Source organism: uncultured Eudoraea sp. (genome assembly GCF_947260015.1).
Taxonomy (GTDB): Bacteria; Bacteroidota; Bacteroidia; order Flavobacteriales; family Flavobacteriaceae; genus Eudoraea.
Genome location: NZ_CAMYOM010000056.1, coordinates 1 through 13,708 on the forward strand (window position 1 = coordinate 1; position 13,708 = coordinate 13,708).

The following is a 13,708-nucleotide window of genomic DNA, read 5'->3' on the forward strand; positions in this document are numbered from 1 at the left end:
GAGCTTAAATCGAAAGTATAATTCATATCTAATTCAACGCCCTGATGTTTTGTGCTTCCGGCATTCTTACCAACAAATTGATCTTCTCCAATGCGCTGTGCAACCAGTAAATCATTAATATTCATCCTGAATATAGCCAGGTTCAACCATAGTTTGTTCCTTGCAAGAAAGAGTTTTGTGCCAAGCTCATAATTCACTCCCTTTTCCTGAGTAATCTCCGGGTTGATAATTCCTTCGGGATTTAAAGTTTCTTCCAATCCAGGGTTAGAAAACCCCCTGCTAATATTTGCATAAATCTGTCTCCCATCACCTATGGAATAGACCAAATCCAGACTGGGCATTACTATAAGATCAAAATTTCGTTTTGCATTCTTATTAGCTTCCCCGGAGTTAAATAAATCTCTGTAATCGTAATGAGTTTTATTTAGGTTTATACCAACTTGCAGTTTTAATTTTTTGGCTAGGGGGAGGGTCAGAGAGGCAAATGCATTAAATAGCCTTCTGAATTCCTTATTCCGGCTAAGTTCATTTCCCTGCAGACTTCCGTTTCCATTGTTATCCTCATATAAATTCTCATAAGTTTTCCAATTGTATTCATCTTTGTAGAGTTCTCCCCCAAATAGGTAAGATGCTTTTCTATCCTCATATCCAAAATAACCTATAAACTGGGTCCTGAAACCATAACTGTTGGTAAACTCATCTAGAATATTAAATGGGCGGGCTTCATAATGATCTAGATATGAGTAAAATAGACTGGTTGTATTCTCTAGTTTGTTATTTATTTTATAGTTATAGGAGAGCCCCAGGAGGGTATATTTATTGGATTCGAAGCCCTGTGCCTGTTTCCATGTAAAAGCAGCCTGTCTTGGGTTTTCCATAAAAGCAGTTATCCCCAAAGAACTGGGTATTTGAGCGGTGTAGTCAATATAATTTGCCAAAATGGCAATTGAACTCCTGGAGTTAAGTTTTATCGCCGTTGTCAGAAGTATACCATCACGGTTAAAGTTATTGTTCTCTCTATAGCCATCTGTATTTAAATGGTTATAGCGCAAATTAAATTCCAAACTATCTGTTGAATGCGCAACACTTAAATTGTCTTTAATAAGTCCATAAGAACCTATAGTAAAGTTATTGGCTAGAAAGGTTCCTTTATTAATTTGTTTTTTAGTATTAAGCAGTATAGCACCTCCCAGATTTGTACCATAGGCAGTTCCTTTGGGCCCTTTAATCACCTCCATTGATGTAAGATTTTCCAGATCAAAAGTTTCAATTGTTGAAAAACCATTCCCGTTGGTAACCGGAATATCCTGAAAGTATAAACGTAATTTGTCCGTGCCAAATGGGGTCCGAGCACCCACACCACGAATGGTTATGCGGTTTGTGTTTAATGCGCCTGAAAGCAGATAAACTCCGGAGATTTGATTAATTGAGGAGGCAACATCTATTGGACTGTAATTTTGAAAGGCCTTTTCCCGAATAATCGTCGATGGGGTAATTCCAAGAATTTTATTGGCTTTACTTGGGTTATAAATAATAACTTCCTCAAGATAAGTAATAGAATCCTTTTCCAATTCTTGTGTATACCCATAGAAATAATTGTAAAGAAGGATGAAAAATAAAATGTATAGCTTCATTAATTAATATTCAGTCCAAAAATAAGTATAATAGATATGCTAATGGGATTGGTCAAATTTATATATTAAAAGACACTTTGCAAGTTGGATTAAACATTCACTATTTTTGAAATTAAATTAAATTAAATTGATTTGAAAATAGTTTCATACAATGTAAATGGCATTAGGGCAGCCCTGAACAAAGGTTTTCTTGAATGGATCAAACAGGTTGATCCGGATGTGATTTGCCTTCAGGAAATCAAAGCAATGAAAGAGCAGTTAGATATTAGTGTTTTTGAAAAAAGCGGCTACTTTCATAATTACTGGTTTAGTGCTCAAAAAAAAGGTTATAGCGGAGTTGCTATTTTGTCTAAAAAACAACCGAATCACGTTGAATATGGAACCGGAATTGATTATATGGATTTTGAAGGCAGGAACCTTCGGGCAGATTTTGACGGGCTATCTGTTATGAGTATGTATCTTCCTTCGGGAACCAATCTGGCCAGATTGGATCTTAAATTGAAATATATGGCAGATCTGCAAACTTACATAGATAAGATCAAAACAAAACACCCAAACCTTATCATTTGCGGAGATTACAATATTTGTCATCGGGCAATTGACATCCACGATCCGGTGAGAAATAAAAATGTATCAGGTTTTTTACCGGTTGAAAGGGAATGGATTGGCAGTTTTATTGAAAGTGGGTTTATAGACAGCTTTCGGTTTTTTAACAAAGACCCGCATCATTATACCTGGTGGAGTTACAGGGCAAATGCTCGCAATAATAATAAAGGATGGCGTCTGGATTATGGCATGGTTAGTCATTCTCTGGAGTATAGGCTAAAACGTTCTGTTATACTTTCTGAAGCAAAACATAGTGATCATTGCCCAATTCTAATTGAATTACATGAATAATTAAAGTAATCTAAATAAAATGTAAACATGGGAATTACTAAATTTGTCTGGTCAAAAAAGATTAGTGTTTGCTTATGATATATAAAAAATTACCTCATACGAATTTAGAAGTTAGTAAAATTTGTTTGGGTACTATGACCTGGGGTCGTCAGAATTCAGAAGAGGAAGGACATCACCAAATGGATTATGCAGTGGATCAGGGAATAAACTTTTTTGACACGGCGGAACTTTACCCTATTCCGGCTCATCCCGACAGATATGCTGATACCGAGAAAATAATTGGCAGCTGGTTTAAGAAAACAGGAAATAGAGATAAGATTATTCTTGGCACCAAGATGGCGGGAAAAGCCGATTTCACAAAGTTTATCAGATCAACGGGTTTTACAAGGGAAACCTTAATAGAAGCGGTTGAAGGAAGTCTGGAACGACTCCAAACAGACTATATAGATTTATTTCAATTGCACTGGCCGGAGCGTTCTACCAACTATTTTGGGAAAAGAGGTTATAAACACGATCTGACCGATCATTGGCAGGATAATATTCACCAGGTATTGGAGACTCTAAGGGATCTTATTACTGAAGGTAAAATAAGACATGTAGGACTTTCAAATGAAACCCCATGGGGAACCATGCGCTTTTTAGAGGAAAGTAAAGTACACTCCAGCTTACCCAGAATGATTACTATACAAAACCCTTATAATTTATTAAACCGCCAGTTTGAAGTGGGGCTTTCGGAAATTTCAATACGAGAAAATATAGGTCTTTTAGCCTATTCTCCTTTGGGATTTGGAGTTCTTAGTGGAAAGTATATAGGCGGCATGAAGCCTGCAAACGCCAGGATTACCTTATTTCCAGCTTATAGCCGTTACATTAGTGACAACGCAAACCGGGCTACTCAGGAATATTACAAACTTGCCCAGGAGCATAATCTTTCGCTTACCAAAATGGCCCTTGCATTTGTGAATTCAAGACCATTTGTAACCAGTAATATTATTGGTGCAACATCTATGAAACAGCTGAAGGAAAATATATCCAGTATTGAAGTTGATCTCTCTGATGAGCTTATAAAGGGCATTGAAACAATTCATAATAATATACCCGATCCTGCGCCTTAATTTTCCTCAATATAAGGGCGTATATCATCATTTATAGGTTGAAAAAGACTTTGAACTAAATAAGATTATTTTAAATAAAGAGTTGGTTAACTAAATCCTCAATTTTGGAAACCAATTCAATATTTATTTTTGTATTCTTAAGAGCAATTTTATTGTTCTTTGAAACAAAAATTGTAGAAAACCCAAGTTTATCGGCTTCCAGAATTCGCTGTTCTACTCTTTGTACAGGCCTTATTTCACCTGCCAGGCCTATTTCTGCAGCGAAACATATATTTTTCTCTATTGGAATATCTGCATTGCTCGACAAAATAGCAGCGATTACTGCGAGATCAATGGCTGGGTCGTCTACAGTTATTCCCCCGGTAATGTTTAAAAACACGTCTTTTGCTCCAAGTTTAAAACCTGCTCTTTTTTCCAAAACAGCGAGTAACATATTCAGGCGTTTGGCATTATAACCGGTGGTAGAGCGTTGTGGAGTACCATAGACCGCTGAACTTACTAAAGCCTGAATTTCTATCATCAAAGGCCGCATGCCTTCTACTGTGGAAGCAATAGCCGTACCACTAAGTCCTGAATCACTTTTTGAAAGTAATACCTCTGAGGGATTATTTACTTCCCTAAGCCCATCTCCTTGCATTTCATAGATGCCCAACTCTGCCGTTGAGCCAAATCGATTCTTCAGTGCCCGTAAAATTCTGTAAACATAATTGCGGTCACCCTCAAATTGCAAGACCGTATCTACCATATGCTCCAAAATTTTTGGCCCTGCAATATTTCCATCTTTTGTAATATGACCAATTAAAATAACAGGTGTATTCGTTTCTTTAGCAAATCTTATAAGTTCAGCAGCACATTCACGAATCTGAGATATACTCCCTGCAGAAGATTCTATATAGTCAGAATGGAGGGTTTGAATTGAATCAATGACGACTATATCGGGTGCAATATCATTTATCTGTTTAAAAATATTTTGGGTTTTGGTTTCAGTAAGTATATAGCAGGTCTGATTATTAGGTTGAATCCTCTCTGCTCTCATTTTTATTTGCTTCAGACTTTCTTCACCCGAAACGTATAAGGTCCTTAAGTTGAGTCTTAGAGCAATTTGCAGTAGCAATGTGCTTTTACCAATACCTGGTTCTCCACCGAGTAGAACCAGTGACCCAGGGACCAAACCTCCACCCAATACCCGATTAAATTCTTTGTCAGAAATATCGAGTCTGAATTCCCTTGTAGCATTGATCTGTCCAACTAAAACAGGCTTCGAAGTAATTGCCTTGGTATCCCTGACGCTTTGCCAGGGAATATCCTTTTCTTTTTGGATAACTTCTTCTACGATGGTATTCCATTCCTTGCAGGCACCACATTGTCCTACCCATTTGGCATATTGTGTACCGCAATTCTGACAAAAAAAAGCTGTTTTAGTTTTAGCCATTTGAACCTAAGCTGGTTTTGGCTAAAGATATTGTGGTTACTATAGAAATCAAAAGAATGTTGATACTTTAAATATCATTCCATATTAAAATAGAAAGATTACAGGTACTGGTTTAAAAGCCAAAGTCAGCTTTTAAAGCGTCCATTTTTTCCAAAGCCATTTCCTTTGTCAGAAAATCGATCTCCTCCATCGCAAAGGCTTTCTCAAAAGTTCGGAGTGCTTTTTTGCCCTCTCCCAATTCTTCATAATACTCCCCTTCAAAATAGAATCCCAGCATTGTAGTTGGGAATTCTTCTTTACACAATTCCGCTAGTGGTTTTAAAGACTCATAATCATCTTTTTTCCTGCTTGCGGCATATATGGCCATAATATCATTTAATTCAACTTCTTTCCTAAACCCAAATAATTCTTCTATAGAATTGTACTTATCTTCCAAATATTTATAAACGGGTTCTTCTGATGTTAGAATATTTTCTTTGTATTCTTTTGGACTAATTGGTTTAAAGATCTCAAACATGCTTCCCCAGGCCTTCCCAATTCCGTAGGTTGCGACCGATACTTCGTTAGCCGTGGGATATTCATCAAAGTGATAATTGAACCCTACTTTATCTATACTTTTCAATGTTTTGTCCATTTGCAATATCGCATTTCTGCTATCATTGCGTTCTCCACTGAGAATTAAATGATAAAAAATTTGTTGATTTATTTCATTAAGTCTGGCGGGTACTCTGTTCTCCATTTCCGGTGCCAGATAAGGAGATATACTAATGAATGCATTAAATAAGGATTTTTCTTTGAATAAATAATAATTCCCAAAGTTGGCGGTAATACCGTAACCAACAAACATGCTGAAAGGAGCGGTGTTGTAGGTGGTCTTAAGGTAAGGAATGAGTTCCATTCCAAGAAATTCAAAAAATAATTTACCTTTTTCTGCGGGAAGTCCGGAGTTTTCCTCAAAGGCACAATCTTCCCATCTCAAATCATTTTTATTCTGAAAAACACCAACTATTATGGTCTCTGGAGTCCCCTGAAAAGAGCTGTAAAATTTGGAATTCGCAACGACCTGATCAAAAAGGTATTCTCCGTCCAGAACAACCACTAAAGGATATTTTTTCTCAGGGTTATAATCTTCTGGTATATAATATTTTACATCCCTTCTCTCCTGCAATTTAAAGGATTCAAAAATCTCTTGTGTTATTTGTGCTCCTAAACCTGTACAGAATAGTAGTGTAGCAAATAGAAAAAAATTACGTATCATGCCAAGGTATTTTAAAACAGCTTTATGCTATTTATTCCTGTTCAATAACGGTAAGAGCAGGAAAGATATTGCACCAAAAACGACGACCATAAGAGTTTGTGCTATCCATATAATCCAACCGAACGCATTTCCGGAAACAGCCGAAATACCAAAAATGGCAAGGGATTTGCTAACTGCTATAGGGTAAAGGCCTATGCCCCCATTTGTTGTAGACATGGCAAAGGCACCGGCAACGAAGGCCACCAGTAATTGCCCAAATGAGAGATCAATAGTTTCTGGCACGGTAAATTTTATGACCCAAAACATAAGAACATAAGCACCCCAAATAAAAATAGTATGAAGGACAAAGGCCCATTTCTTTTTCATTTTAAATATACTTAAAACACCGTCTAATAAACCTTTGATAAAGTCCCTGATTTTAATGGCAAATCTTGAACTTGAACCTCTTAAAAAACCCATAATAAACAATAGTCCTATTAAACCCACACCAAGAAAAATTAGGGTCGTTGTAAAGTCCACACCCTTTTCATTTAAGAACGCGAGTATTATATCGGTCTGTGAAAAAAGAGCTATAAGAATTATTAGAAGCAACATCAATAAATCTATTACTCGTTCGGTTACAATTGTCCCAAAACCTTTTTGGAAAGGAACGTTCTCATAGGTTGCAAGTGCTGTTGCTCTTAATACTTCTCCAGACCTCGGAATGCCTAAATTTGCAAAGTAAGCTATCAAGATGATGAAAACATTGTTAGACACTTTTGGCGTATATCCTAAGGGTTCCAAAAGGTAATTCCATCGGATCGCCCTGGAAATATGGCTTAAAATTCCAATAAATATAGAGAGTCCTACCCAAAACAGGTCAGCTTCCTTAATGTACCTGATTATTTGTATCCTGTCTTCTTCAGAGGTAATACTATATGAATACCAGACTAAAAAAACTCCCAAAGCAATTGGGAGTATGATTTTTAAGATCTTTTTCAGTTCTTTAGTCAAGACTATTTTAATAGATTAGTTTCTTCATCAGGGAACACTAAAGCCGGATTAAATTTTTTGGCTTCTTCAATATCCATTCGGGCATATGTAATCAAAATCAGAATATCACCTACTGCCACTTTTCTGGCCGCGGCACCATTTAGGGTTAGTTCACCAGTACCCCTTGGTCCTGGAATAACATAGGTTTCCAATCGTTCACCATTATTATTATTGACAATCTGAATTTTTTCACCTTGAATAATATTAGCAGCATCCATAAGATCTTCATCTATAGTAATACTTCCTATATAATTAAGGTCAGCTCCGGTAACGCGAACCCGATGTATTTTGGACTTGACAACTTCTATTTGCATGGCACAAAGTTAATTAATTAAGCGCTATATTATCTATTAGGCGCACCCCGTTAGCATAAACTGCTATAAAGGCCCGATATTTTGTATTTTTTTGTTTTCTTTTTACAGGTTTTAAAGTGTCCTGATCAGTAATTTTTATATATTCCAAATCGAATTCAGGCTGTTTATCAAATTTATTTATAACCCAATCCATTACATTTGAAGCACTTTTCGTGCCAAATATTTCTTTGGCAGCCAAAAGTGTTTCATAGATAAAAGAGGCTTTGTCCCTTAAGTCTTTTGGAAGTCTTTCGTTTCTGGAACTCATCGCAAGTCCGTGAGGTTCTCTGACAATTGGGCAGCCAATAATTTTAATTGGCATATTTGTTTTTTCAACTAATTTTTTAATGATTAATAGTTGCTGAAAATCCTTCTCACCAAAATAAGCTTTTGTTGGCTTAACAATCGAAAAAAGCTTCTCCACTACAGTTGCAACGCCTAAAAAATGATCCGATCTGAATTTCCCCTCCATTGTGGTGTCCAAACCATCAAAATCGTATTCCTTTGAACTGATGTTGCCGGAATACAATTCTGTTACTGACGGGGCAAAAACAATGAGTTCCTCTGAAACAGTTTTTAGAGTTTCAAGATCTGTATCTAAGGTGTTGGGATAATTTTTTAAATCATCTTGATTATCAAATTGGGTAGGATTTACAAAAACACTGATTACAACGACCTTAGTTTCGGAGATGGCTTTTTTAATTAAGGAAAGATGTCCTTTATGCAATGCTCCCATAGTAGGAACCAAACCAACAGCTGTTGAAGTGTTTTTTAATGTGGCCAAATGAGCTATTAGTTCCTTTTTGCTACTGAATAACAACATAATCAATTATAAAAGCCAGCAAACTTACTATAATTACTGCTATTCTACATTATTTTTGTAATTTTGCAGCTATGTTTTTCCGATAAACAAAATACATTTTTTTATGAATGGTAAAAAGATATTAGGGCCAAATTAGAATATTTATGCCAAGATATGGCAATATTAATGAGCGGAGGCATCAGCTCCATGAGGTAATCAGACTATCAGGAATGAATCTCGTCATCAATGATATGGACATGCCGCTTATTATTAAAGTTGCTTCAATACCCCGGGAGCGAATACAAGTCTATTTTATTGATAATGAGGAGTATTTTAAACGAAAAGCTACCTTTACAGATGAGAATGGCGAACTATTCCCGGATAATGATGAAAGGGCCATTTTCTTTGCTAAAGGAGTAGTAGAAACAGTAAAAAAATTGAATTGGTCACCAGATATAATCCATGTTCATGGATGGTTGGCTTCACTTTTACCATTATACTTAAGAACCTACTACGCAGATGAACCACTATTTGCCGACAGTAAAATTGTAACCTCAGTTTATAGCAATGGTTTTGATGGAAACCTGGATGGTAATATGAAGAAAAAAATATTATTTGATGGGATTACTGAGGATAGTATCTCCCATCTGGAGTCTCCCACCTATAATAATTTGTTAAAAGTAGCTGTAGATTATTCTGATGCCATTATTTTAGCAGCCGAAGAAATTTCAGAAGATTTAAGTGAATATATTACCAACCTCCAAAAACCTCTGTTGCCATATGTCCCTTTACAGGAATTTGAAGAAGCATATGCAAACTTTTATAGCACTGAAGTTTTAAAATAGGCCTCATGAAGATTTTATTAAAATTGGTATGCTCTGCATTTGCAGTTTTGGTACTTATATTTAGCGCTGTTTCGTGTGATGAAGACCTTACTACAATTGGAGAGGGTCTTATTGGAGACGATCCTTTTGTAACTAATAAGGCGGTATATGACGTTTTTGTTTTTAACAAAAAAATCAATGCTGTTGAGACTAACAAACTTCCAATATACCAAATAGGAAAATATAATGACCCGCTTTATGGTAATACAGAGGCGAGTATAACTTCTCAACTCAGATTGCAAGGTGGGATAGGGAATCCAACATTTGGACTTTATAGTCAGCAAAGAGAAGATAATTCTGCAACAGACCCTAACGAGGCTGCAATTGAGGAGAATGAAACTGTAACGGAAGTAATTCTTTACATCCCTTATCTTCAAAACCCAAGTGGTGACCGGGATCTTGATGGTGTTGCAGACGTTTTTGATGTAGACCCCGAGGATCCAAATAGTGATAGTGATGGAGATGGCATTACCGATAATGATGAAAGAGTACTTGGAACAGATCCGCTTAGTGATGATACTGATGGCGATGGCATAAAAGATGGAGATGACCCGGTGAATGATGTAAACGGTTATCCTGTAAAAGTAGACCTTGACAGCATTTACGGAAACCGGGAAGCACCTTTCAATTTCAAAGTTGAACAATCTACATATTTTTTAAGAGATTTGGATCCGGATACAGGTTTTCTGGAATCCCAGGAGTACTATTCAACTCAGGAATTTTCACCTGATTTCGTTTCTGAAGTGCTGTTTGACGGACAGGTAACAATATCAGATGAAGAAACATTAATATTTCCGGAGGACGATCCGAGCACAGAGGTTGATGAGTCTTTAGGCGCCCCCCAGCGCATCCAACCGGGGATTCAGGTAGTATTAAATCCTGACTTTTTTCAACAAAATATTTTAGATAAAGAAGGCCAGACCGATTTATTAAGTCAAGCAAATTTTAGTAGTTTTCTTAGAGGTTTACACTTATCTGTTTCGGCTATTACCGATGATATTTTGCTTATTCTTGACATAACAGCTGCCACGATTACAATTGCCTATGAGTTCGATAAGCTGGAGGATGAAGAAATAATTACTGACGAAGCGGAGTATCAATTGACATTAATTAGTAGAGATTTATCTTTTGGCACAATAACTGGCAATGCGGTTAACACTTTATTAAATGAACCATTTCCAGCTGAGATTGCAAATGATTTGGACACAAACGAAAATGCAGATAGGATATATCTTAAAGGAGGTTCAGGATCCTATGCGGAAATCCAATTATTTGAGGAAAATAACGGAGAAGACATTCTAAACGATATTAAAACAAAAAATTGGGTAGTTAATGAAGCCAATCTCATCTTTTATGTAGATAGAGAAACATTAGATATGGCGGGAATTACAAATGAGCCACCTTCATTATACCTTTTTAATATGGAAACAAACAGACCACTATATGATCTTAGTGTGGCAAGTGATCCTGATGTCAATAACAGAATTAATATTAATTATGGCGGGTCTTTGGATAAAGAGAATAACAAAGGGGTTAAATATAAATTGAAAATCACTAATTATATAAATGACATTATTATTCGAGATTCTACAAATGTCACTCTAGGTCTCTCAGTATCAGCAGATTTGGCAATTTTTAATTCTAAAAATGCCGTGCTTGACATGACTGAACAAGATTTACCGGTTAGTGCAACGATCACCCCTTTAGGAACTGTTCTATTTGGCAACAATGTTTCCTCAGAAGAAGAGGAAATGCAGCTAAAATTAGAGATATTTTATACAGAGGTAAATTAAGATTGGTACATAATACACAACTTACAGTATTTTATCGTTATATAACCGAGTTTACAGCTAAGTTTTAATTTCTTCTTGTAAATTTGCTCATCTTCTAACCGGTTAATTGAACATATATGTGTGGAATTGTTGGATATATAGGATATAGGGATGCTTATCCCATAATCATGAAGGGTTTACAGCGCTTGGAATACAGGGGGTATGACAGTGCTGGAATTGCCTTATACGACGGAAATAAGATCAATCTGGCCAAAACTAAAGGTAAAGTTAAAGATCTGAAAGATCGATCAGAAAACAATATATCCTTAAAAGGGAATGTGGGCATCGGACATACAAGATGGGCAACTCATGGAGTTCCAAACGATGTAAATTCACATCCGCATTATTCTAATTCGGGAAATCTTATAATTATTCATAATGGGATTATCGAAAATTATGAATCCATAAAACAAGAACTTACTAAGAGGGGCTATACCTTTGAATCTGACACTGATACCGAGGTTTTGATCAATCTTATTGAAGAAGTAAAGAAAAAGGAAAAGGTATTACTGGGTAAGGCCGTTCAAATTGCCTTAAACCAGGTTGTTGGGGCTTATGCAATTGCCGTATTTGATGTTCAAAAGCCAGATGAAATTGTGGTTGCCAAACTAGGGAGTCCATTGGCAATAGGCATAGGTAAAGATGAGTTTTTCATAGCCTCAGATGCATCACCTTTTATAGAATTTACTAATAATGCGATTTATCTGGAAGACCAGGAAATGGCTATTGTGCGTCTTGGCAAAGAAATTAAACTGCGAAAGATAAAGAATGATGAGATTGCTTATCCTTTAGTACAGGAACTTCAATTTAATCTTGAAGAAATTGAAAAAGGAATGTATGATCATTTTATGCTAAAGGAAATTTATGAACAGCCAAGTGCGATAAAAGATACCTACAGAGGAAGATTAAGAGTTGACCAGGGCATAATAAAAATGGCAGGGATTGACCAGAATATGGAGAGATTTCTCAACGCAAACAGGATAATTATTGTGGCGTGTGGAACTTCATGGCATGCCGGATTAGTAGCAGAATATATTTTTGAAGATTTAGCAAGAATACCAGTGGAGGTAGAATACGCATCAGAATTCAGGTATAGAAATCCTGTAATTACAGAACAAGATGTGGTGATTGCCATTTCTCAATCCGGTGAAACGGCCGATACATTGGCGGCGATTAAACTGGCTAAAGAAAAAGGAGCTTATGTATTTGGAGTCTGCAATGTAGTGGGGTCCTCAATTGCACGCGAGACTCATTCTGGCGCATATACTCATGCCGGACCGGAAATTGGTGTGGCCTCTACTAAAGCATTTACAACTCAAATAACAGTTCTGACTCTAATTGCTCTTAAACTGGCAAAAGAAAAAGGTGAATTTTCTGAATCTAAGTTTCATGAATTCCTTTCAGAGTTAGATACGATACCCACTAAGGTTGAAAAAGCACTTCAAACCAATCCTTTAGTTGAAATAATTGCACAGGAATATAAAGATTCGGAAAATTGTTTATATCTGGGCAGGGGTTATAACTTTCCTGTAGCATTGGAAGGAGCGCTAAAACTTAAGGAAATAAGTTATATTCATGCTGAGGGATATCCTGCAGCAGAAATGAAACACGGTCCAATTGCACTTATTGATGAACAAATGCCGGTAATTGTAATTGCTACCAATAAAGGTCATTACGAGAAGGTAGTTAGTAATATACAGGAAATAAAGTCCAGAAAAGGAAAAATTATTGCCATCGTAACAGAAGGAGATGAACAGGTAAAAGAGTTAGCAGACCACGTGATAGAGGTACCTGAAACTATCGAATGTCTCACCCCGCTTTTGACTACCATACCACTGCAATTGTTATCTTATCATATCGCTATTATGAGAGGATGCAATGTAGATCAACCCCGTAATTTGGCCAAATCGGTTACGGTAGAATAAATTATTTAAGTTAAAATTATAAAAAAGGCGACTATGAAAATGGTCGTCTTTTTTATTGAAATTATTGATTTTTAACTTTTCGGAGTATTAAATTGCGAAATTAATACTAAACAGCTCTACTTTTTTTGCTTTTTGCATTTTCAATTTAAAAAATTCTGTATCTTGGTCACATACTAATTTAACTCAAAATTAACATGAGAAGAATCTTTCTTTTTTCCCTACTGATGTTGGGGATAGGAGTCTATTCGCAGACAACCGTGAATGGAAATGTAACGGATGAAAATGGTCAACCTATTCCAGGGGCTAACGTTGTTATAGTTGGGAAAACGATAGGAACAACCTCCGATTTTGATGGCAATTTTGTTCTGGAAACTTCTGAAGTACCCCCCTTTCAATTGAGGATAACGAGTATTGGGTATTCCGAGTCAACAGCAGATGTTACAGCGAACAATCAAGCCATTACTGTTATTCTTGGTGAGACACAAACGTTTTTAGACGAAGTGGTGATCTCAGCTTCCAGAACCCCGGAACGAATTTTTGAATC

At 36.4% G+C, this 13,708-nt stretch carries 12 protein-coding genes; 6 read left to right on the forward strand and 6 right to left on the reverse strand.

The genetic code is table 11. From position 1 onward, the window contains the following. On the reverse strand, nucleotides 1-1,634 hold a 1,634-nt coding region (locus Q0X66_RS14865; protein ID WP_297707738.1), incomplete at its 3' end, for a TonB-dependent receptor. 132 nt (nucleotides 1,635-1,766) lie between these two features. Between Q0X66_RS14865 and Q0X66_RS14870 the strand changes: the two genes are divergently transcribed. Together Q0X66_RS14870 and Q0X66_RS14875 are read left to right on the forward strand one after the other, a co-directional pair. Further along, nucleotides 1,767-2,531 carry an exodeoxyribonuclease III gene (locus tag Q0X66_RS14870; protein ID WP_297707739.1) on the forward strand — a complete coding sequence of 255 codons (765 nt, stop codon included), beginning with the start codon at nucleotides 1,767-1,769 and terminating at the stop codon, nucleotides 2,529-2,531. Between the two features lie 74 nt (nucleotides 2,532-2,605). After that, the gene (locus Q0X66_RS14875) at nucleotides 2,606-3,646 is read left to right on the forward strand and encodes an aldo/keto reductase (RefSeq protein WP_297707740.1); all 1,041 of its coding nucleotides are present in this window, start codon (nucleotides 2,606-2,608) and stop codon (nucleotides 3,644-3,646) included. 70 nt (nucleotides 3,647-3,716) lie between these two features. Here Q0X66_RS14875 and radA read toward each other — a convergent pair whose 3' ends face one another. From radA to panC, 5 genes are all read right to left on the reverse strand, one after another. Next, nucleotides 3,717-5,078 (reverse strand): DNA repair protein RadA, encoded by a 1,362-nt coding sequence (gene radA, locus Q0X66_RS14880; protein ID WP_297707741.1) that lies wholly within the window; start codon nucleotides 5,076-5,078, stop codon nucleotides 3,717-3,719. Nucleotides 5,079-5,190: 112 nt separating this feature from the next. Continuing rightward, a complete protein-coding gene (locus Q0X66_RS14885) occupies nucleotides 5,191-6,336 on the reverse strand; it encodes an alpha/beta hydrolase-fold protein (protein ID WP_297707742.1) in 1,146 nt (381 codons plus the stop codon). Nucleotides 6,337-6,363: 27 nt separating this feature from the next. After that, complete coding sequence (locus Q0X66_RS14890) at nucleotides 6,364-7,329, reverse strand: lysylphosphatidylglycerol synthase transmembrane domain-containing protein (protein WP_297707743.1); 966 nt, start codon at nucleotides 7,327-7,329, stop codon at nucleotides 6,364-6,366. Between the two features lie 2 nt (nucleotides 7,330-7,331). Then, on the reverse strand, nucleotides 7,332-7,682 hold the full coding sequence (gene panD, locus Q0X66_RS14895) for an aspartate 1-decarboxylase (RefSeq protein WP_297707744.1): 351 nt from the start codon (nucleotides 7,680-7,682) through the stop codon (nucleotides 7,332-7,334). 13 nt (nucleotides 7,683-7,695) lie between these two features. After that, nucleotides 7,696-8,544, reverse strand: coding sequence for a pantoate--beta-alanine ligase (panC, locus tag Q0X66_RS14900; protein WP_297707745.1), 849 nt, complete (start codon nucleotides 8,542-8,544; stop codon nucleotides 7,696-7,698). Between the two features lie 143 nt (nucleotides 8,545-8,687). On the opposite strand from panC, the gene Q0X66_RS14905 reads away from it, so the two are divergent. The 4 genes from Q0X66_RS14905 to Q0X66_RS14920 form a co-directional block, all read left to right on the forward strand. Next, nucleotides 8,688-9,368, forward strand: coding sequence for a glycogen/starch synthase (locus Q0X66_RS14905; RefSeq protein WP_297707746.1), 681 nt, complete (start codon nucleotides 8,688-8,690; stop codon nucleotides 9,366-9,368). Nucleotides 9,369-9,373: 5 nt separating this feature from the next. Then, nucleotides 9,374-11,200, forward strand: coding sequence for a DUF4270 family protein (locus Q0X66_RS14910; RefSeq protein WP_297707747.1), 1,827 nt, complete (start codon nucleotides 9,374-9,376; stop codon nucleotides 11,198-11,200). Between the two features lie 116 nt (nucleotides 11,201-11,316). Then, nucleotides 11,317-13,164 (forward strand): glutamine--fructose-6-phosphate transaminase (isomerizing), encoded by a 1,848-nt coding sequence (gene glmS, locus Q0X66_RS14915; RefSeq protein ID WP_297707748.1) that lies wholly within the window; start codon nucleotides 11,317-11,319, stop codon nucleotides 13,162-13,164. 194 nt (nucleotides 13,165-13,358) lie between these two features. Then, nucleotides 13,359-13,708, forward strand: a 350-nt coding sequence (locus Q0X66_RS14920; protein WP_297707749.1) for a carboxypeptidase-like regulatory domain-containing protein, incomplete at its 3' end; no start/stop codon positions are given.